This is a genomic window from Amycolatopsis xylanica (assembly GCF_900107045.1).
Taxonomy (GTDB): domain Bacteria; phylum Actinomycetota; class Actinomycetes; order Mycobacteriales; family Pseudonocardiaceae; genus Amycolatopsis; species Amycolatopsis xylanica.
On the sequence record NZ_FNON01000014.1, the window covers coordinates 79793 to 99833 of the forward strand.

General features: G+C 71.5%; 17 protein-coding genes. 5 read left to right on the forward strand and 12 right to left on the reverse strand.

Annotation, left to right across the window (positions count from 1 at the left end; genetic code table 11):
* Positions 1 to 270 precede the first annotated feature (270 nt).
* Positions 271 to 822, reverse strand: a complete 552-nt coding sequence (locus BLV57_RS44305) for a hypothetical protein (protein ID WP_281244479.1) — start codon at positions 820 to 822, stop codon at positions 271 to 273.
* Here BLV57_RS44305 and BLV57_RS44160 point away from each other — a divergent pair.
* A complete protein-coding gene (locus BLV57_RS44160) occupies positions 788 to 1477 on the forward strand; it encodes a neutral zinc metallopeptidase (RefSeq protein ID WP_245757725.1) in 690 nt (229 codons plus the stop codon). The genes BLV57_RS44305 and BLV57_RS44160 overlap by 35 nt on opposite strands.
* A 49-nt stretch (positions 1478 to 1526) precedes the next feature.
* Here the strand turns inward: BLV57_RS44160 and BLV57_RS40160 are convergent, their stop codons facing one another.
* Positions 1527 to 2534 carry an RDD family protein gene (locus BLV57_RS40160; RefSeq protein WP_091299313.1) on the reverse strand — a complete coding sequence of 336 codons (1008 nt, stop codon included), beginning with the start codon at positions 2532 to 2534 and terminating at the stop codon, positions 1527 to 1529.
* 122 nt (positions 2535 to 2656) lie between these two features.
* Here BLV57_RS40160 and BLV57_RS40165 point away from each other — a divergent pair, with 122 nt between their 5' ends.
* A complete protein-coding gene (locus BLV57_RS40165; RefSeq protein WP_091299315.1) occupies positions 2657 to 3664 on the forward strand; it encodes a stage II sporulation protein M in 1008 nt (335 codons plus the stop codon).
* Between the two features lie 35 nt (positions 3665 to 3699).
* On the opposite strand, the gene BLV57_RS40170 is transcribed toward BLV57_RS40165, so the two are convergent.
* From BLV57_RS40170 to BLV57_RS40195, 6 genes are all read right to left on the reverse strand, one after another.
* A complete protein-coding gene (locus BLV57_RS40170) occupies positions 3700 to 4518 on the reverse strand; it encodes an RICIN domain-containing protein (RefSeq protein ID WP_245757720.1) in 819 nt (272 codons plus the stop codon).
* Positions 4519 to 4594: 76 nt separating this feature from the next.
* Entirely contained in the window at positions 4595 to 5887 is a 1293-nt protein-coding gene (locus tag BLV57_RS40175; RefSeq protein ID WP_091299318.1) for a DUF58 domain-containing protein, read from the reverse strand.
* The gene (locus tag BLV57_RS40180; RefSeq protein ID WP_091299321.1) at positions 5887 to 6858 is read right to left on the reverse strand and encodes an AAA family ATPase; all 972 of its coding nucleotides are present in this window, start codon (positions 6856 to 6858) and stop codon (positions 5887 to 5889) included. The genes BLV57_RS40175 and BLV57_RS40180 overlap by 1 nt, the downstream gene beginning before the upstream one ends.
* Positions 6859 to 7980: a DUF4350 domain-containing protein gene (locus BLV57_RS40185; protein ID WP_091299323.1), complete on the reverse strand. Its 1122-nt coding sequence runs from the start codon at positions 7978 to 7980 to the stop codon at positions 6859 to 6861.
* Positions 7977 to 8603, reverse strand: a complete 627-nt coding sequence (locus BLV57_RS40190; RefSeq protein ID WP_091299326.1) for a DUF4129 domain-containing protein — start codon at positions 8601 to 8603, stop codon at positions 7977 to 7979. Before BLV57_RS40190 ends, BLV57_RS40185 begins: the two co-directional genes overlap by 4 nt.
* Before the next feature lie 2 nt (positions 8604 to 8605).
* Entirely contained in the window at positions 8606 to 9826 is a 1221-nt protein-coding gene (locus BLV57_RS40195) for a hypothetical protein (protein WP_091299329.1), read from the reverse strand.
* A gap of 194 nt (positions 9827 to 10020) precedes the next feature.
* Here BLV57_RS40195 and BLV57_RS40200 point away from each other — a divergent pair, with 194 nt between their 5' ends.
* Complete coding sequence (locus tag BLV57_RS40200) at positions 10021 to 11094, forward strand: neutral zinc metallopeptidase (RefSeq protein WP_091299332.1); 1074 nt, start codon at positions 10021 to 10023, stop codon at positions 11092 to 11094.
* 98 nt (positions 11095 to 11192) lie between these two features.
* Here the strand turns inward: BLV57_RS40200 and BLV57_RS40205 are convergent, their stop codons facing one another.
* Both BLV57_RS40205 and BLV57_RS40210 read right to left on the reverse strand, forming a co-directional pair.
* Entirely contained in the window at positions 11193 to 11612 is a 420-nt protein-coding gene (locus tag BLV57_RS40205; protein ID WP_143047287.1) for a hypothetical protein, read from the reverse strand.
* Between the two features lie 79 nt (positions 11613 to 11691).
* On the reverse strand, positions 11692 to 12696 hold the full coding sequence (locus BLV57_RS40210) for a potassium channel family protein (protein ID WP_245757726.1): 1005 nt from the start codon (positions 12694 to 12696) through the stop codon (positions 11692 to 11694).
* Positions 12697 to 12854: 158 nt separating this feature from the next.
* Between BLV57_RS40210 and BLV57_RS40215 the strand changes: the two genes are divergently transcribed.
* Positions 12855 to 13211, forward strand: coding sequence for a DoxX family protein (locus BLV57_RS40215; protein WP_091299341.1), 357 nt, complete (start codon positions 12855 to 12857; stop codon positions 13209 to 13211).
* Here BLV57_RS40215 and BLV57_RS40220 read toward each other — a convergent pair.
* Both BLV57_RS40220 and BLV57_RS40225 read right to left on the reverse strand, forming a co-directional pair.
* Positions 13208 to 16465, reverse strand: a complete 3258-nt coding sequence (locus tag BLV57_RS40220) for an ATP-dependent helicase (RefSeq protein WP_091299343.1) — start codon at positions 16463 to 16465, stop codon at positions 13208 to 13210. The genes BLV57_RS40215 and BLV57_RS40220 overlap by 4 nt on opposite strands.
* Entirely contained in the window at positions 16465 to 19635 is a 3171-nt protein-coding gene (locus BLV57_RS40225; RefSeq protein WP_091299345.1) for an ATP-dependent helicase, read from the reverse strand. Before BLV57_RS40225 ends, BLV57_RS40220 begins: the two co-directional genes overlap by 1 nt.
* A gap of 60 nt (positions 19636 to 19695) precedes the next feature.
* Here BLV57_RS40225 and BLV57_RS40230 point away from each other — a divergent pair, with 60 nt between their 5' ends.
* Positions 19696 to 20007, forward strand: coding sequence for an MGMT family protein (locus tag BLV57_RS40230; protein ID WP_091299348.1), 312 nt, complete (start codon positions 19696 to 19698; stop codon positions 20005 to 20007).
* Positions 20008 to 20041: the final 34 nt, after the last annotated feature.

The window sequence follows — 20041 nt, forward strand, 5'->3', positions numbered from 1 at the left end:
ACGAAACCCGCCAACTGGGTGAAGACCTGCCTTTTGACGGAGCAAGACCACTGGGGGTTCCCTCTCGATGACCCAACCGCCGCACGGCCCGCCGGATCCACGTCACCGGCCGGGCCAGGGACCGACGGGCGGACGGCCGCTGCCCCCGCCCGGCTCCCGACCCCTGCCGCCGCCCGGTGCGCGGCCGATGCCGCCTGCCCGCCCGCCGATGGGACCGCCGCCTGGCGGGCACCAGCCGGGACCGCCTCCCGGTGGACGGCCGCCAGGTGGTCAGCCACCGATGCCCCCGATGGCTCCGATGCCGCCGCAAGGCCCGCCGCCCGCGCAGCGGCCGCCGATGGGACCGCCGTCATGGCCGCAGACGGGCGGGCAGCCGTTGCCGCCGCCCATGGCCGCGCCGATGCCGCCGCCCGCCCCGTTCAACCCGGGCATGCAGGCGCCGTTCGGGCAGCCCGCGTTCGGGCCTCGGTTCGGGCCCGGGTACGCGCCCGCGAAGAAGTCGAACACCGGCATGGTGGTCGGGATCCTCGCGGTGGGCGTGTTCGTGGTCGTCGGCGGGCTGATCGCGACGTTCGCGCTGGCCGGTGGCGGGAAACGACACCACGTGGCCGACGCCGGATACAGCACACGCCCGACGATCACCTCGAGCGAGACCACGTCGACGACGACCAGCACCTCGACGACGACGTCACGGTCGACCGGCAGCACGAGCACCACGCGGTCCACGAGCACGACGACGAGTGCGTCTTCGGCACCGAAGGCGCCGCGCAAGCTCGCCGACAACGCGTTGTTCAGCAAGTCCGACGGCGGGCTGCCGAACATCCGGTGCGGGCTCAACCGGTGGGCGAACAACCCGAGCGCGGCGGAGTCGTTCTTCGACAGCGCGGCGAAATGCACGGCCGAGTCGTGGAAGTACGCGCTGGCCTATGTGGACCTGCCGTTCAACTTCCCGGACATCAAGTATCCGTCCGGCAGTTCGTGGTCCAGCCCGTGCGGCGGGGTCAGCCAGGGGTCGGCGGCGGCGTTCTACTGTCCGACCAACCAGACGCTGTACATGCCGTACGAGGGTCTGCAGGTGAAGGACTTCGGCAACCGGCCCGGCGTCTACCTCGCGGTGTTCGCGCACGAATACGGGCACCACATCCAGCAGATCACCGGCATCATGCCCGCGATGAACGAGAAGCGGTACGACGCGGGCGCCGACTCGGCGGAGGGCCTGGAGTACTCACGGCGGCTGGAACTGCAGGCGCAGTGCTTCTCCGGGATGTTCCTCGGTTCCACTGTGGACCGAGGTGGCGACATCAACCGCACGATGTACAACGACGCGTGGCGCACCCAGCAGCGCGGCGATCACGGCAAGGGTCCGCGTGACCACGGCAGTGACGCGCATTCGTCGGGCTGGTGGCAGACCGGCGCGCTGAAGAACCGCAACGTGCAGTGCAACACCTGGGCGTCCCCGTCGGGGGACGTGTCCTGAGGTGACGCCCGCGCGTATCGCGGATTCGCGATACGCGCGGGCGACGCGGTCACTGGGGTGGCGCGAACGGGCTTTCCGCGACCGGGGGTTCCTGGGTCGGCCGCTGCTGGGCCGGAGGCTGCTGTTCGGTGAGGGACTGCTGTTCGGTGCGGAGCTGTTCGGTGAGGGCCTGCTGTTCGGTGCGGAGCTGCTCGGCCGGCGCGGGTGCGGCCGGGTGTGACTGGGTCGCCGGGTCCGGGTTGACGTAGGTGGTCTGTGGGACCGGCATCCCGGAGATCGGCATCATCGGCTCGGGCGCGTGCCCCGCGCGGGCCAGTTCACGACGGCGGCGTTCGGCGAGGATCGCGCTCAGGTAGGCCCAGACCGGGACACCCTGCGGCACTCCCGCGCCGAGGCGGGCGCCGACCTGCTGCGCGAGGCTCCAGCCGAGCGCGTGAGCGGCTTCGGGACGCAGGTCGTGGTACCGGGCGAGATATTGGCGGATCGACAGCGCCAAGTCGTTCGGCAGGCCGGAAAGGTCCAGCTGAGACGCCCATTGGGCCAGCTGCGGTGGCATGTGGACGGGCGTGGCGGCGGCCACGTCCGGCACGCGTTCGCGGATCACGACGGTGCCCGCCAGGTAGTCGCCCACCCGTTTCCCGTCGCGGGAGAAGGCCGAGACGAGGATCGCGACCACGCCGAAGAATCCCAGCATCCAGAAGTCGACCAGCGCGCCGCACAGGCCGCGGGTGAGCGCCTGGCGGAACCGGATCGCGCCGCCGTCGGCGCGGACGACGCGCAGGCCGAGCGCCATCTTGCCGAGCGTCTTGCCCCGCGTGAGGGTCTCGAACAGCACCGGGTAGCCGACCAGCACGAGCACGGTCGAGACCAGCATCACCGCGCCGAGCAGCGATTCGTCGCCCGAGGACGTCATCACCAGCACGAGGAACACGACCAGCAGCGTCAACGCCTGGAGCAGCACGTCGAGGAGCATCGCGGCGCCCCGGCTGGCCAGTCTGGCGACCCGCAGGTCCAGCACCACGGCCTCGCCCGTGACGAGATCCGTCTCTTCTTTCACGAGGTCAACAGTAAGGTGTGCGAAGACCGGGTGGACACCGAATACGAACGTTGCTCACGACACACGAAAGCGACATTCACGGCAGCGCGCCCGGTGTGGTTTTGGGGGATGAGGAGCGGTTCATGGACGTGGATGTCTTCGTCGCGGCGCATCGGCCGGACTGGGACCGGCTGAGTCAGCTGACCCGTCGCGCGAACCGGCTGCGTGGCGCGGAGGCCGACGAGCTCGTCTCGCTCTACCAGCGCGCGGCCACGCATCTGTCGATCATCCGTTCCGTCGCGCCGGACCCGGCGCTGGTCTCCCACCTGTCCGGGGTCGTCGCCCGCGCGCGGTCGGCGGTGACCGGGACGAGCTCGCCCGCGTGGCGTGAGTTCGGGCTGTTCTTCACGCGCCGGTTCCCGGCGACGGTGTACCTGAGCAGGCGCTGGTGGGTGCCGACGGCGGTGCTGTCGCTGGCGATCGCGACCGTGCTCGCCGCGTGGATCGCGAACGACCCCGAGGTGCGCACAGCGATCGCGCCGCCCGAACTCGTCAAGGAGATGACCGAACCCGGCGGGCAGTACGAGACGTACTACTCGACCGGGCCCGCCTCTTCGTTCGCGTTCCACGTGTGGACGAACAACGCGTGGGTGGCGGCGGTGTGCCTGTTCTTCGGGGTGGTGTTCGGCCTCCCGGTGATCGGCGCATTGTGGCAGAACATCCAGGTGCTGGCCGTCGGTGGCGGGCTGATGAACTCGGTCGGGCGCGGCGACGTCTTCCTGGGCCTGATCATGCCGCACGGCCTGCTCGAGCTGACCGCGGTCTTCGTGGCGGCGGGCACCGGGCTGAAGCTGGGCTGGACGGTGATCAGCCCCGGCAGGCGTTCGCGGGCGGCGGCGCTGGCCGAGCAGGGCCGGTCGGTGGTGGTGATGGCGCTCGGGCTCGCGTGCGTGCTGTTCGTGTCCGGCGCGATCGAGGGGTTCGTGACCCCGTCCGGGCTGCCGACCTGGGCCCGGATCGGGATCGGCGCGGTGGTTGAGGTCCTGTTCCTGGCGTACGTGTTCGTGGTCGGCCGCCGCGCGGCGCGCGACGGCGAGACCGGCGACGTCGACGCGCGCGACGCGGGTGACGCGTTGCCCGAGACCGGCTGACACGCATTCGCGATTCGTGAGTCCGGATAGTCGACTCAGCAGAGACAGGTGCCTTCGAAGACGATCGTGTTGCTGTCGTCGAGGCTCGCGCTGCCGGTGAACCGGATCTCGAACTCGCCGGGCTCGGCGAGCTTGATCTTCGGGCTGGTCGCGATGCCGTCGGCGCCGCTGGTGGCCGTCGCGGTCTCGCCGCCGCCTTCGAACGCGAGGTAGTTCTTAGCGCGTGCGGACCGGACATAGAAGTTCACCGGGACGCCGGCCGCGGGCTGCCCGTTCTCGCCGATCACCTTGACCACGAACGGCACGCCGACGGGCTGGGCCGCGCCCAGGCGCTGGTCGTTGCCGGAGATGATCGCGAGCGTGCGGCCGCCCGCCGCCCACGTGTTCGCGATGCCCGTGAGCGAGCAAACCTCCTGGTAGAGCCGCGCGCCGGCGCCGGTGCCGTCCGCGGTCAAGCAGCGCGCGGTCGCGACGTTGCCGAGCACGACGAGGCCCGGCGCGCCCGCCTGGCGCTTCCACTGCTGGTAGCGGTTCTTGTCGGCGCAGGCGGCCATGGTGACGCCGATGCCGTCGACCGGGCTGACCGCGGCCAGGCAGTTCCCGCTCGCCACGTTCTTGAACTGGAGCAGATCCTTCGCGTACGTCCATTGCGCCTTGGCGTCTTTGGCGTCCGCGAGCACCGGCTTGCCGTCGACATCGGCGAGCGAGACGGCGCCGCCGCCGTCCGCGAGGTACAGCGGTGCCCCGGCGGGCTGCGCCGAGGCGGGCGCCGGACTGAGCACCAGTGCGCAGGCGACCAGCGCCAGGACCCGCTTCACCTTGTTGAACTGGGCGACGTTCATCTTGTTGAACATTGCAGCAGGGCAGCGATCGCACCAGCGGCCCCACTCCAAGGTGTGAGGCCGGGTTCCCCGGAGGGTGAGCGCCTGACTAGAGCTTCCCGGCCGCCTTCAACGCCAAATACCGATCCGCGAGCGCGGGCGGCAGATCCTCGGGCGTCGCGTCGACGACCTGAATGTCATGGCGGCCGAGGCGAGCGGTCACCTGGCGTCGCTCGGCGAGCGTCTTCTCCGCGGCCGCGGCGTCGTAGACGGCTTCCGCGTCGCCACGGGCACGCGCCATCTCGGCGACGCGCGGATCCGCGACGGACGCGATGACCACCTGGTGACGTGAGGTCAGCGAGGTCAGGACCGGCAGCAGTCCTTCCTCCATCGGCGCCGCGTCGAGCCCGGTCAGCAGCACGACGAGCGAGCGGCGCCGGGTCCGCCTCAGCACCTCGGCGACCATCCCGCGCGAATCGGTCTCGACCAGCGACGGCTCGATCGGCGCCATCGCGTTGACCAGTGACGGCAGCAACTCCCCCGCTGAAGAGCCGGTCACGGCCGCGCGCACCTGCCGGTCGTAGCAGAGCAGGTCGACCCGGTCGCCCGCCTTCGACGCCAGCACGGCCAGCAGCAGCGCGGCGTCCATGGCCGCGTCGAGCCGGGGCGCGTCGCCGACCCGGCCGGCCGACACGCGGCCGGTGTCGAGCACGAGCACGACATGGCGGTCACGTTCCGGGCGCCAGGTCCGGACCATCACGTCCGACGCGCGCGCGGTGGCGCGCCAGTCGATGGACCGCACGTCGTCGCCGATCACGTATTCGCGCAGTGAGTCGAACTCGGTGCCCTGCCCGCGGATCAGCATCGCGTTGCGGCCGTCGAGCTGCTGCAGGCGTGCCAGCCGCGACGGCAGGTGCTTGCGGCTGTGGAACGGCGGCAGCACGCGCACGGACCACGGCACCACATGCGAACCCTGGCGCGCGGCGAGCCCGAGCGGGCCGAGCGAACGCACGGTCACCCGATGCGCGGGCCGGTCGCCGCGCCGCGTCGGGGTCAGCCGGGTGACGAACCGGCGGCGTTCACCGGACGGCAGCTCGAGCACGTGCCGGTCCTCGTGCGCGCCCGCGCTCGGCGGCCACGCGTCGCGCAGCGCCCCGCGCACGCGGCGGCCGTGGTTGGCGACGGTGAGCGTGACCTCGGCCGTCTCACCGAGCCGGACGGACGACGCGCCCGACCGAATGAACCGCAACTCGCGAACACTGCCCGCCAGCGCGAGATCGACGGCCACGCCCAGCGCCAGAGTCCCCAGAACCGCCCAGACACCCAGCCAGGAAGGCAGGACGAAGCCGACCACCAGCGCGCCCAGCGCCGCCAGCAGCCCGAGTCGTCCGGTGAGCGCCATCAGCGCGGGACGGGCACGGACGCGAGCACGCGGTCCAGCACACCGTCGGCCGTGGCGCCTTCGAGCTCGGCTTCCGGGCGCAGGTCGAGCCGGTGCCGCAGCGCGGGCCTGGCCAGCGCCTTGACGTCGTCCGGCGTCGCGTAGTCGCGACCGGCGAGCCATGCCCACGCCCTGGTCGCCGCCAGCAGCGCGGTCGCGCCACGCGGGGAGACGCCGATGCGGATCGACGGCGTCGACCGGGTCGCGCGGCAGATGTCGACGATGTAGCCGATCACCTCCGGCCGGACGGTCACCGCGCCGACCGCCTGCCGCGCGGCGGCGAGGTGCTCGGGCCCGGCGACCGGCTTGATCCCGGCCGCGCCGAGGTCGCGCGGGTCGAAGCCCTGCGAGTGCCGGACGAGGATGCCGAACTCGTCCTCACGGGACGGCGCCGGCATCGTCAGCTTGAGCAGGAACCGGTCCAGCTGCGCCTCCGGCAGCGAGTACGTGCCTTCGTACTCGACCGGGTTCTGCGTCGCGATGACGATGAACGGGTCCGGCAGCGGCCGCGACCGGCCGTCCAGCGAGACCTGCCGCTCCTCCATCGCCTCCAGCAGCGCCGACTGCGTCTTCGGCGGCGTCCGGTTGATCTCGTCGGCGAGCAGCAGGTTGGTGAAGACGGGGCCCTCGCGGAACGAGAACTCGCCGCTGTGCGCGTCGTAGACGATCGAGCCGGTGACGTCACCCGGCATCAGGTCGGGCGTGAACTGGATGCGCTTGGTCTCCAGGCTCAGCGCGGACGCGAGCGCGCGCACGAGCAGCGTCTTCCCGACGCCGGGCACGCCTTCGATGAGCACGTGGCCCCGGCACAGCAGCGCCAGGATCAGGCCGGTCACCGCCGCGTCGTTACCGACGACGGCCCTGCCGACCTCGCCCTTCAGCGCGATGAGCGCTTCACGCGCCTGCGCGGTCGATACTTGCGTGCTGGTCACTTACTCCCCCACTTTCCGTTCCAGTTCGTCGAGCGCGCCGGCCAGCCGGACCATCGTCTGGTCGTCGGTGACCGGCGTGCCATAGAGCACCGCGCCGATTTCGGCCTCCTGACGGCCGGTGCGCTGCGCGACGGAAGCCACCACGGCCGCCGCCTCGGCGTCGACCGGCAGTCCGAGCAGCGGTTTGAGCCGCGCGCGGCTGGCCTCGCGCAGTGTCTCCGCGGCGTGGTCGGCCGCGCCGGACCGGCGGTAGAGCCGGGCGCGGCCTTCGGTCGTCTCGGCCGCGCGGACCACGATCGGCAGCGGCTCGGTGACCACCGGGCCCAGCCGCCGCGCGCGCCACAGCGCGATCAGCACGGCCGCGAATCCGAGTTCGATGACGGCGAACTTCCAGCCGTCGGGGACCAGTTCGTAGAACGTCTTCTTCGCGGCGGCGTCGATGTCCGACGGCGACGGGATGTACCAGACGAGCTTCGAACGCGTCCCGAGCAGGCGCATCATCAGCGCCGCGTTGCCTTCTTCGGCGAGCCGCTCGTTCGTGACCGGCGCGGCCGAGCCGACCAGCGTGGTCGTGCCCCGCTCGGTCCGTATCTGCGCGAGCGAGTCCTGGTAGCACAGCGTCACGTCCGGCCCGGTCGCCCGATACCGGATCCCGCCGACCCGCGCCGACCCGGCGGCGACGGCCGCTTCGAGCTTGCAGCCGGGCTCGTGCACGCCGACTTCGCCGGGCCCCATCGCCTCGACCGACGGCGCCACGCGGGCGACGTCCTGCGCGGGCGAGAGCAGCACGACGTCACCGGCGCGTCCGGCGAGCTGTCCGAGACGGCCGGGGTCGATCATCTCGGGCAGGACGACGAACAACGTCGATTCACCGTTGAGCGCGGCGTCCGCGTCGTCCGCCGTGTGGACCGTTTCGATCTCCACGCCGCGGTCTTCGAGCAGTTTGGCCAGCGCGTGTGAGCCTTTGGGCTGATACGACGCCGGGTCGAGGAAGTCGCGGTTCGGCTGCCCGCCGGCCAGCGTCAGCACCGCGCCCGCGACGAGCACGAACGCGACGAACGCCAGCGGCCAGCGCGCCTTCAGCCAGATACCGCGCGCGTCGGGCGAGACGGAGGTGCTCATCCGGCCGCCATCGCGACCGGTTTGGCCTTCTGGATCCGCTGATCGAGATCGGTCAGCTCGCGATAGCCCGCTTCGGTGGCCGTTCGGTCGCCGTAGTGGACGTCGTCGAACAAACGCGCACCCTGATAGAGGCCGGCGGCGAGCTCGGGAAGCAGACGCCCCGCGTCGGCGGCGGCTTCGTCCGCGGTGCGGCCCGACCGTTCTTCGAGCAGCGCGCGTTCTTCGAGCGCGCGCACGATCGCGCGGAAACGCTCACGCACGGCGTCCGCGAAATCGCCACGCCCCGCCGCTTCTTCGGCGGCCTTGCGATGTTCCGCCGCCGACCGGGACCGGCCGCCGTCGAACACGAGCCGGTCCGCGCTCGCCGCACGCCGGATCTTGCCGCTGCGCACGCGCACGGCCACGACGGCGCCGATGAGGATCACGACGATCGCCACCAGGCCGAACACGCCACCCGGCACGATGCTTTCCACGTTGCCGAGGAACTCGCCGAGCCGTTCGGCCAGCCAGCGCAACGCCTCGTCGAACCACGAGGGCTTCGCCGCCTGGTAACGCTGGTCGGTCAGCTCCTCCTGGGCAGCGCGGCGCGCGTCGTCCCGGCCGATGACGACCGGGATGTCCATTCTCACCACTGCTGGGGCGGCGCGGGCGGGTTCTGCGGAGCCGTTCCGGCCGCTCGCGCCAAGTCGATGTCCATACCTTCCTGCCGCATTCGCAGGTCGACGTAGATCAGCACGATCACCAATGCGGAGAACGGCGCGATCAGCGTGTCCACCACCACGGAGCCCGCCGCCTGGATGATCAGGTCGCCGGTCGTCGGGACGTGCGGGGCCGACACCCCGAAGAGACGGCCGAGCGTGCCGCCGGCGCCGAGGTCGAACGGCAGCTGGATGATGAAGCTCAGCACCCAGCTGATCAGGTACGCGACGATCAGGAAGCCCAGTACCCGCCCGAAGGCCTTGCTGACCAGGCGCCCGGAGCGGCGCAGCGACTCCATGATCGTGCTGCGCTCGAGGATCAGCGCGGCCGAGGCCAGCGCGAAGAACGTCCCCGGGACCACTACGCCGACCACGCACAGCAGGAGGCCGACGAAGCACATCAGGCCGTAGAGCAGGCCCACGACCACCAGTTGCGGGATCCGTGGACCGACCTCCGACACGGCCTCCTTGACAGAGACCGGCCTGCCCAGCACCGCCTTGCCCGCGATGGTCGTCAGGTAGCCCTGCAGGATCGCGTGCATGAGAACGGTGATGAGCAGCACGATCGCCAATGACCCGATCGTCGGGCCCAGGATCCTCCACGCCTGGTCGGCGCGCTGCTGGTCGGTCGCGGCCGGGCCGAGCTGCTCGATCTCGACGAGGTTGTCCGCGAGCAGGAACGCGGTGCCGAAGTTCAGCACCGCGCTGATCACCGCGATGATCGCCGACACGCCGAGCACCTGGCCCGGGTAGCGGCGGATGATGGTGATCGCGCCGTCGAGGATCTCGCCGAGGTTCAGCGGGCGCAGCGGCACGACACCGGGCTTGCCGTAGCCCTGCGGGTTCCACTGAGGCGGGAGCGGCAGGCCGGGCGCCGGTGCGTAACCGGGCTGCGGCGCGGGTGCGGACGGCGGCACGAAGCCACCGGCGGGCTGCTCGGGCGCGGACGGGGGCACGAAACCGCCAGACGGCTGCTCAGGAGCTGAGGGCGGCACGAAGCCGCCGGACGGCTGCTCGGGTGCGGCGTCTGCGGGCTGCTCGGGCGTGACATCGGCGGGCTGCTCGGACTTCGCGGGCTGGATGAAACCGCTCGGTTCGTGGCGCGGTATCCCCTGGCTCGGTGTCGGCGCGTCCGGTTCTTCTGGCACGGACTTTCCACCGGTATCACTCATCGAAGCCCCTAGCCCCTCAGACAATGCTTGCGCACACTCTTGCAGAGCGCTGACCAGCGAGCCACCACAGGCCCGACCTGACAGACACTTAACTCGGGTGAGGCTAGTTATGCTGGACCGTGCCGGCAGCCCCGGCCCGTGTCCACCGAGACCCCCACGGGACCGCATCGATGACGCAACCGCCCCACGGCACCTGGCCGCCTTCTGGCGCGGTCCAGCCGCCACCGGCGCCCGGCCGTCAGCAAGGCGGGCCCTGGTTCCAGGGGCCCCCGCCACCGCCGCAGAAGAAGTCGCCGCTGGCGATCGTGGTGATCGCGCTGAGCGCGGTCGCCGTGCTCGTGCTCGGGATGGTGGCGATCGTCGCGCTCAACCGCGACGACAACGGCAACGTGGCCGCGGCCGGGTTCAGCAGCAGCGCCGCGCCGACCCCGCCGCCGCAGAAGCCGCCGCCCACGACGCTGTCGTCGACGGCCAGCCCGTCCGCGCCGGTCAGCAAGCCGAGCCCGACGCAGCAGCCCGAGCAGCAGAAGATCCTCAAGCTCGCCGACCACCCGATCCTGCAGGACCCGGCGGCCGGGCTGAAGAACCGCGTCTGCACCCTGCCCGCGTGGCAGAGCAACCAGAACGCGGCCGAGCAGTTCTTCACCGCCGCCAGCCGCTGCCTCGACGCGGCCTGGGGCCCGTTCCTCGAGTACTACCACCTGCCGTTCTCGCCGCCCGCGCTGCACTTCCCGACCGGGCCCAGCTTCGACACCGAATGCGGCACCATCCAGGTCGGCATCGCGACGGCCGCGTACTACTGCGAGAACAACCTCTACGTGCCGTTCCGCGGTCTCCAGACCGACCAGTACGGCAACAACCCCGGCGTCTACCTGGCGCTGTTCGCGCACGAGTACGGCCACCACGTGCAAGAGGTCGCCGGGCTGATGGACGCGGCGTGGCAGAAGATCTACGAGGTCGGCCCCAACAGCCCGGCCGGGCTCGAGATGTCCCGGCGCAAGGAGCTGCAGGCGCAGTGCTTCTCGGGGATGTTCCTGGGCGCGCACGTCGACCAGGGCGGCTCGCTGACCAAGGACATGTTCGACAAGGCCTGGAACGACCAGGAGACCCGGGGCGACAACACCTCGGGCAGCCGGGACCACGGCACGAACGCCCACTACGCCGCGTGGTGGCGGGCGGGTGCGAAGAGTGACCGGATCGTCGACTGCAACACGTTCTCGGCACCCGCGTCAGCCGTCTCCTGACGAAACCCCGAAAGTGGCTTTCGTCAGGTGCGATCTGACAAAAGTGGCTTTCGGGTAATGGGACCTGCCGAAAGTGGCTTTCGGGCTTCAGCGGGGCGTCAGGGGCGGGCGGGGGTCCGCTGCAACAGGTAGACGAAGCCCGCGCCCGCGGCGCAGCTCAGGGTGAGCAGGGCCAGGCCCGCGGGCCGCGCGAGGTCGTTGGCGCCGGTGACGAACTCGGCCGGGTCGACGGTGAGGTTGCCCGTGTGCTCGTCCGGCAGCAGGACCTTGACCTTCTCGCCCTGGTTGTGGCCGCACGCGGTGAGTGTGGCGTCGAGGGTGTGGCCGCCCTGCGGGATGCGCACGGCCTCGTGCGGCGCCGGCCCGGTGCACGGGGCGGGCCCGGTGACCTCGGCCTCGACGACGACGCCTTTGGCCTCGCCGGTCAGCGCGAACAGGCCGGGCCCCGCGAACCACGAGGCGATGACCACGAAGAGCGCGAGGGCGCCTGCGACGGCGAAGGGTGTCCAACGCGGCACGACCGCGTTTCTGAGTGGTTCCGATCGCCGCACATCAGCCATGGTTCCAGATGGCAGCGGCAAAACACAGCCGGGCCGGTCACCGCTCGATCTTGTCGGCGAACGTCACCTTCTTGACGTAAAGCAGCCGGTCACCGTGCTCGATGGCGTCGGCCTGCGGCGCGTCGACCCGGTAGAGCTCGCCGTCGCGGACCACGCCGAGGACGATGTCCGACAGGTGCCGCGGCGACCCTCCGACCTCGCCAGGCTCGACCGGGCGCTCGGCGATCGCGAGCCCGGACTCCGGGGTGAGCAGGTCCTCGACCATGTCGACGACCAGCGGCGTCGAGGTCGCCATGCCGAGCAGGCGGCCTGCGGTCTCGCTGGACACCACGACCTGGTTCGCGCCCGACTGCTTCAGCAGGTGGACGTTCTCGGCCTCGCGCACCGAGGCCACGATGTGCGAGTTCGGCGCGATCTCCCGCGCGGTGAGCGTGACCAGCACCGCCGTGTCGTCCCGGTTCGGCGCGACGACCACGGCCCGCGCGCGCTGCACGCCCGCGACCCGGAGCACGTCGGACCGGGTGGCGGAGCCGTGCACGGTGACCAGGCCGAGCGCGCTCGCCGCGTCGAGCGCCTGCTGGTCGGTGTCGACGACCACGATGTGGTTCGGTGGCAGGCTCTCGTCGCCCAGCAGCGTGTTCACCGCGGACCGGCCCTTGGTGCCGAACCCGACGACCACCACGTGGTCCTCCACCTTCGACCTCCACTTCTGGATCTTGAACGCCTGCCGCGACCGTTCGGTCAGCACCTCGAGTGTCGTGCCGACCAGCACGATGAGGAACAGCACGCGCAATGGGGTGATGACGAGGACGTTGACCAGCCGCGCCGTCTCGGTGGCCGGCGCGATGTCACCGTAGCCGGTGGTCGAGAGCGAGACCGTCGAGTAGTACAGGCAGTCGAGGAAGCTGAGCCCGTCGCCGTTGGCGTCGCGGTAGCCGTCACGGTCGAGGTAGACGATCAGCACCGTCGCCAGCAGCGCCAGCAGCGCGCCGATGATGCGCTTGACGATCGACCGCAACGGGCTGACCGCCGTCTCCGGCATCCTGATCACGCCGACGAGTTCATGATCTGGCCGATGATCAGCATCACTCACGCCGCGCATGCTATCCGAACCGCACGATTCGTACAGCGCCGATCGCCGGTCGGAATTGCATGATCAGATGTCATGTCGCCGACGGCGGATGTGCTTTGCTCTGAGGCATGTCTTCACAGCGTCCCGCGGCGTTCCTGGCCGCTTTCCTCGGTCTCGCCGGCGTCATGCATTTCGCGCGTCCCAAGTTCTTCGACACGATGGTGCCGAAGGAGCTGCCCGGCTCACCCCGGCAGTGGACGCACGCGTCCGGCGTGGTCGAACTGGCGGTCGCGACGTCGATCGCGCTGCCGAAGACGCGCGAGCTGGGCGGGCTCGCCGCGGCGCTGATGTTCCTCGGTGTCTTCCCCGCCAACGTCAAGCAGGCCTTGGACGCCAAGGGCAAGGAGCGCGCCGTCGCCTACGCGCGGCTGCCGGTGCAGTGGCCGCTCATCGCGTGGGCGCTTAAGGTCCGCGACAACGCCTAATCCTCGGCCGTGGGGACGCCGCGCAGCAGCTCGCGCAGGCCTTCGGCGTCCAAAAGGTCCTCCGGCCAGACCGTACGGTCGTGCTTCACGTAATGGAACGCCGCGCGCACCTGTGACGGGTCGACGCCACGCAAAGCCGCCCACGCCAGCCGATACGCGGTGAGCTGCACCGCCAGCGGCCGCAGCTTCTCGCCGTCGGGCACCGCACCGGTCTTCCAGTCGACGACCGTCCAGGTGCCGTCCGGCTCCTGGAACACCGCGTCCATCCGGCCGCGCACGGTCACCCCGTCGAGATCGGTCGAGAACGGGACCTCGACGTCGACCGGCATCCGCGCCGCCCACGCGCTCGCCTCGAACGCCTCCTGCAGCGCGATGAGCTCGCCGTCGTCGGCCTCGTCCGCGTCCGCCGCGCCCGGCAGGTCGTCGATCTCGAACAGCCGCCCGCCGCCGAACCGGTGCTCCAGCCAGCCGTGGAACGCCGTGCCGCGGCGCGCGAACGTGTTGGGCGCCAGCGGAAGTGGCCGCCGCAGTCGCCGCGCGAGACCTTCCGCGTCCGACGCGAGCTCGACGAGCTGGCTCACCGAGAGGTGATCGGGCAGCGTCACCTGCTGCACGTTCGCCACCGCGCGCGCCCGCTCCGCGAGCAGCACCTGCGTATCGGTGATCCAGCCGTCGGGGTCGTCCTCGTCCTCGGCGGGCGCGTCGGGGTCGTCCGGGTCCTCGGCGTCGGACATCGCGGCCAGCACGAGTTCGACGCCGTTGGCCACCGGCTCGCGCCGCACGCCGAGCGGGTCGACCGGCCACACCACCTTGCGTGAGTCGGTGACCAACGGGTTCTCGTCGTCGGGGTCGGGCTCGTCCGCCCATTCCACGATCTCGCCGACGGACGTTTCCTCGAGCACGCCGAGGATCTCCGTCAGGAACGTCGACGGTCCCTTCGGCCGGGCGCTCGTCTCGTTCCACCAATGCCCGGACACCAGCAACGCCCGCTCAGACCGGGTCAGCGCGACGTAACAGAGCCGCCGCTCTTCCTCGGCCTCCCGCTCGGCGAAGCCTTCCTCGTGCAGTTCAAGGCCTTCGAGCACTTCCTTGCGGTCGTACCCGTCGGCGACGCGTAGCTCGGGCAGGTCCTGCGCGTCACCACGCAGCGCCGCGGGCAGCGCGGTGACCGTACGCAGCCAGGACGACGACCGCCGCTTGCTCGGGAACGTGTCCTGCACCAGATGCGGCACGGCCACGATCTCCCATTCGAGCCCCTTGGCCGAGTGCCCGGTGAGCACCTGCACCCGGTCCGGCACGACCTCGACCTCACCGGGCGTGAGCCCGTCCTCCGCGTGCGCGGCGGTGTTCAGATAGTCCACAAAGGACAACAGGGTCGCCGTCGGCGAGGCCTCCGCGTAGTCGGTGACGACGTCGGCGAACGCGTCCAGGTGCACCCGCCCCGCGGCGCCGGGCCTGGCCAGCGACTCGACGTCCAGCAGCAGCGTCCGTTCCACGTCCGCGACGAGTTCGGGCAGCGACTGGTCGAGACGGCGCCGCAGCATCGACAGTTCCTGGGCGATGCGCTGGATCCGCCGGAACCCGTCGGGCGAGTACTGCCCGGGATGACCGGGATCGTCGATCGCGTCGACCAGCCCGGCCTGCTCCGCGCGCTCGGTGTAGAGCACGACCTCGTCCTTCGCGGCCTGCTGACCGGGATTGGACAGCTGGTTCGCGCGCCGCCACAACGCGGCCAGGTCAGCCGCCGCGATCCGCCAGCGCGCACCCGTCAGCAGCCGGGCGGCCGCCGTGCCCGCGAGCGGGTCCGCGAGCACGCGCAACGTGCTGACCAGGTCCGCGACCTCGGGTTCGTCGAGCAGCCCGCCGAGGCCGACCACCTCGACCGGCAGCCCGCGTGCCCGCAGCTCGGCCGCGATCGGCGCCATGTCGGCGCGGCGGCGCACGAGCACCGCGGCCGTCGGTGGCGTGCCGTGCTCGTCCTGGTGCGCGTACCAGCGCTGGGCGAGCGCGTCGGCGACCCACACGCGTTCGGCGCGCACGTCCTTGAGCAACGCGCACGCGATGTCCGCGGGCGGAGCGCCGTCCCGCGCGCGCAGCCGTTCGACGCCGAGTCCCTTGGCGCGCAACGGTTCCGAGATCGCGTTGGCGAGCGTGAGGATCGCGGCCGGGTTGCGGAAACTGGTCAGCAGCCCGTATTCGTGCGCGGGCAGCAGCTTCCCGTCGACGCGCGGGAAGTCCGTGGTGAAGCGCGGCAGGTTGGCCGCGCTCGCGCCGCGCCAGCCGTAGATCGCCTGCGCCGGGTCGCCGACCGCGGTCACCGGCAGCGGCGGCCGCTCCCCCATCCCGAACAGCGACCGCAGCAGCACGCGCTGCGCGTGCCCGGTGTCCTGGTACTCGTCGAGCAGCACCGCGCCGTACCGGTCACGCTCACCCGTCACGACCTCGGGATGACTCGACGCGAGCTGCGCGGCCAGCGACATCTGGTCGGCGAAGTCGAGCGCGCCCTCCGCGCGCTTGCGGTGGTGATAGCCCTCGACCAGCGGCAGCAGTTCGAGCCGGAACCGTTGGGCGGCAATGATCTCCGCCAGCTTCTGCGGCAACGCGGCCCGCTGCCCCTTGGCGCGCGGCGCGTTCTCGATGACCTGGCACAGCCAACGCGTGTAATCGCCGAGCTGATCGAGCTCGACCAGGTGCTCGCCCAGTTCCCCGGCCAGCGCGAGCACCTGGGCGGTCACCGACGACGGCACCCGGTCGGTGTCCAGGTCATGGTCCCAAGTGGACACCACGCGATGCGCCAGCTGCCACGACGCGGTCTCCGACAGAAGCCGGACACCAGGTTGCACCGGCAGCCGGAGCCCGTGCTCGCCGAGCAGCCGCCCCGCGTAGGCGTGATACGTGAGGACGGTCGGCTCACCGGCGAGCACGGCGGCCTGCCGCGCGCCACTGGGATCGATCCGCTCCAGAAGTCCTGATCCAGCAAGCCTTTTCAGCCGAGCACGCACCCGCTCGGCGAGCTGCCGCGCGGCCTTGCGGGTGAACGTCAGGCCGAGCACGCGCTCGGGTGTGACGATCCCGTTGGCCACCAGCCAGACCACCCGCGCGGCCATCGTCTCGGTCTTGCCCGCGCCGGCGCCCGCGACGACCAGCGCGGGCTCGACCGGTGCGGCGATCACGTCCGACTGCTCGGGCGTCGGCCGGTGCAGGCCGAGCGCTTCGGCGATGTCGGCGGGTGAGACCCACCCCGTGGTGCGCACTACTCGGTCACCTGCCGCCCCTCGGGACGCAGCGGGCACGAACCGCGCGCCGGGCACCGGTCGCAGTCGGAGTTCTCGTTGGCCTCGTACGCGGGACCGGCCGCGTCGGCCGCCGCCTTGTGCACGAGCTCCAGCCACTGGCCGCCGCCCTCGGGCGTCATCGGCGGCTGGTCCCGTTGCGTGGAGCCGGTTTTGTTGTTGGCCTTGGCCACGTAGACGAGCTTCGCGCCACCCGGCTCGGTCTTGCCGTCGAACGCGCCGAGCAGCACGGCCAGCTGATACGCGGCGAGCTGCGGATGCAGTTCGGCGTCCGCGGCCGTCACCGGGACCTTGCCGGTCTTGATGTCGACGATCACCGGGCGTCCCTCGGCGTCCACCTCGACCCGGTCGACCCGGCCGCGCAGCAGCACCCGCGTCTCGCCATCCCCTTGGGGCAGCTCGACTTCGATGTCCTGCTCGACACCGGCTTCCTTCAGCTCGGCGCGGCTTTGGCGCAACCAGGCGATGAAGTTGCGCAGCATCTGCTCGACGCGGCGGCGTTCGCGGCGGGAGAACCAGGGCGCGCCGGCGTCCACTTTGGCCCATGCCTCGTCGAGCGCGACCTTGAGCTGCTCGTCGTCGAGCCCACCGGCGGCGGCCTGCGCGAGCCCGTGCACCAGGGTGCCGGTGACGGCCGCGAGCTGCGCGGGATCGCTGCCGCCATGCCGTTCGATGAGCCACCGCAACGGACACCGAGTCAGGATGTCCACAGTGGACGGCGAGATCTTGACCAGATCGCCTGGGCCGTGCAACGGCTGGTCGGTCGACGGTTCGGCGAGCCCGTACCAGGTACCCGGGTGCGCTCCTGGCACCCCGGCGGCGGCGAGTTTCGCCAGCTGGCGCGCGGCACGGTCACGCCGCACCGGCTCCGACGCCTCATCGCAGACGACCCGGCGCAGCTCGCCGACCAGCTCGGCCAGCACCAGTGAACGGCCGGGCGGCTTGGTGCGCATGTCCTTCGACTCGTCGCCCGCCTCTTCCAGCTCGTCGAGGAACCGGGACGGCTGCTCGTCTTCCCCGGCGACCGCACTCACCAGCAGCGTCCGCCTGGCACGGCTCGCCGCGACGTAGAACAAGCGCCGCTCTTCGGCGAGGATCGGCGCGATCATCGACGCCTTGTCGTCCACTCCGGACAGCAGGTCGACGAGTCTTTCCACGCCCAGCAGGGATCCGCGCAGCCGCAGGTCCGGCCAGCTGCCCTCCTGGACACCGGCGACGGACACGACCGTCCATTCGCGACCGGCCGCGCCGTGCGCGGTCAGCAGCGACACACCTTCGCCTCGCGCCGCGCGCGGGGCGAGGCTGTCACCCGCGATGTGTTGCGAGCCAAGGTATTCCGCGAACGCCGCCACGCTCGACTTCGGCAGCCTGTCGGCATACCGCCCGGCCGCGTCGAACAGCGCGACGATCGCGTCGAGGTCCCGGTCCGCCTGCATGCCGAGCGAGCCGCCGCGTTCCGTGAGCCGCGTCAGGCGGGACTCCAGCCCGCTCGCCTGCCACAGCTCCCACAGCACCTGTTCGACACCGGCACCCGAGCGCACCGACTGGTGCGCCGCGTGCAACAGCCCGCCGACGCGGCGGACCGGGATCGCCTCCGCATCGCCGAGCCCGGCCAGGATGTCGTTGCCCCGCAACACTTCCACCAGCAGGTCATCGCTCGACCGCTGACCGCCGCCCGCGGTCTCCAGCCGCCGCAGGCCGCGCCGCAGCCGCCGCAACGCGAGCGGGTCCGCGCCGCCCAGCGGCGACGAGAGCAGCAGCTCGGCGAGGTCGACGTCCAGCAGTTCCGGGTTGGCCGCGAGCCGCAACGCGATCAGCAGCGGCCGGACCGCGGGCTGCTTCGCGAGCGGCAGCTCTTCCATCGCCGAGCCGACCGGCACCCCCGCAGCGCGTAAAGCGCGTTGCAGGACAAGGAAAGTACGCGCGGGTGACCGGACGAGCACGGCCATCTCCGACCACGGCACCCCGTCGATGAGATGCGCGCGCCGCAGCTGGTCGGCGATCCAGCTCGCCTCGGCGGCGGGCGTCGGCATGAGCCTGATCTTGACCTGGCCGGGCAGCGCGCCGGGCTTCGTCGTGAAACGGCGATGCCTGCCGACGCCGGTCAGCGTGCCGGTGAGCCGCGAGACGGCGGCGTGCACGTTGCCGCCGAGCCGGTGGCTGGTCATCAGCCGGACGGTGCGGTCCCCGCTCTGGTCGTCCATGGTCAGCAGCGACGGATCCGCGCCGCGGAAAGAGAAGACGGACTGGTCGGGGTCGCCCGCGACGACGAACTCGCCCGCGGTGGAACCGACCGTGCGCAGCAGCCGGAACTGCAGCGGGTCGAGATGCTGGGCGTCGTCGACGAACAGGTGCCGCACGCGGGCCTGCTCGCGTTCCATCAGCTCGTGGTCGTCTTCGAGCGCGACCAGCGCCGAAGCGACCAGCTCGGCGGCGTCCATCGCGGGCGCGCTGGGCAGGCCGAGCGCGTTGCCGCCACCGGCGGAGAGCAGGGTGACCTCTTCGTACTGGCGCCAGAACTTCCCGGCGGCCACCCACTCGCCGCGCTGCTGCTGGCGGCCGAGCTTGATCAGGTCTTCCGGCCCGAGCCCGCGCTCGGCGGCACGCAGCAGCAGGTCACGCAGCTCCTCGGCGAACCCGGGCACGGCCAGCGCGGGCCGCAGCGGCTCCGGCCAGTCCGGCGCGCCGTTCTCGAGGTCGCCGACGAGCAGTTCACGCACGACGACGTCCTGCTCGGCGCCGGACAGCAGCCGCGGCGTCGGCAGCCCGTCGGCCTGCGCCTGCTGCCGCAGCAACGCGAACGCGTACGAGTGCACGGTGCGCACGATCGGCTCGCGGATGGTGTGCTCGGTGGTCACCATCCGCGTGATCTGCGCGCGCAACGACTCCGCCGCGCGCCGCGACGCCGTCAGCAGCAGCAGGCTCTCCGGATCGGCGCCATCCGCGATCCGCGCGGCGGCCGCCGCCGCGAGCAACGTGGTCTTGCCGGTGCCCGGCCCGCCCAGCACCCGCTTGTACCCGTCGGGCCCGGCCAGCACCCGGCGCGCCTGGTCGTCCCAGACGAGCTCACGACGCGCACCGGCGGGCACGCGGACGAGCCGCGCCCCCGCCTGAACCGTCGATCCGCGCATCCTTGGATGGAACCATGCCCACCCGCCCGGCCCGCGCGCGCCACACGGCAAAGTGTGAATATGGACGACGAGCTGCACGAACGCGTGCGCACGGTCATCTTGTCCGTCCCCGCGGGCAAAGTGGCCACCTACGGTGACATCGCCGACGCCTCAGGCGCGCCTTCACCTCGCCTGATCGGCCGGATCCTCGCCGAGGACGGCCACGACCTGCCGTGGCACCGCATCCTCCGCGCGAACGGGACCCCCGCGCCGCATCTGGCCCACGAGCAGCTGGAACTGCTCCGCGCTGAAGGCGTGTTGGCAAACGACCAGCGCGTGGACCTGCGGGTTTACCGATGGAAGACAGAAGAGCCTGAAGGCGGGCTCTGGTAGGGGGTCGTGAGTGTTCCAGCCGGTTCTAACCGGC

What these genes read in the sequence shown, in the direction of transcription:
- BLV57_RS40200 (WP_091299332.1), top strand. Translation starts at nt 10,021, where the DNA reads ATGACGCAACCGCCCCACGGCACCTGGCCGCCTTCTGGCGCGGTCCAG.
- BLV57_RS40170 (WP_245757720.1), bottom strand. Translation starts at nt 4,518, where the DNA reads ATGTTCAACAAGATGAACGTCGCCCAGTTCAACAAGGTGAAGCGGGTC.
- BLV57_RS40210 (WP_245757726.1), bottom strand. Translation starts at nt 12,696, where the DNA reads ATGCCGGAGACGGCGGTCAGCCCGTTGCGGTCGATCGTCAAGCGCATC.
- BLV57_RS40225 (WP_091299345.1), bottom strand. Translation starts at nt 19,635, where the DNA reads ATGCGCGGATCGACGGTTCAGGCGGGGGCGCGGCTCGTCCGCGTGCCC.
- BLV57_RS44305 (WP_281244479.1), bottom strand. Translation starts at nt 822, where the DNA reads ATGTTCGGCAGCCCGCCGTCGGACTTGCTGAACAACGCGTTGTCGGCG.
- BLV57_RS40185 (WP_091299323.1), bottom strand. Translation starts at nt 7,980, where the DNA reads ATGAGCACCTCCGTCTCGCCCGACGCGCGCGGTATCTGGCTGAAGGCG.
- BLV57_RS40175 (WP_091299318.1), bottom strand. Translation starts at nt 5,887, where the DNA reads ATGGCGCTCACCGGACGACTCGGGCTGCTGGCGGCGCTGGGCGCGCTG.
- BLV57_RS40190 (WP_091299326.1), bottom strand. Translation starts at nt 8,603, where the DNA reads ATGGACATCCCGGTCGTCATCGGCCGGGACGACGCGCGCCGCGCTGCC.
- BLV57_RS40230 (WP_091299348.1), top strand. Translation starts at nt 19,696, where the DNA reads ATGGACGACGAGCTGCACGAACGCGTGCGCACGGTCATCTTGTCCGTC.
- BLV57_RS40215 (WP_091299341.1), top strand. Translation starts at nt 12,855, where the DNA reads ATGTCTTCACAGCGTCCCGCGGCGTTCCTGGCCGCTTTCCTCGGTCTC.
- BLV57_RS40165 (WP_091299315.1), top strand. Translation starts at nt 2,657, where the DNA reads ATGGACGTGGATGTCTTCGTCGCGGCGCATCGGCCGGACTGGGACCGG.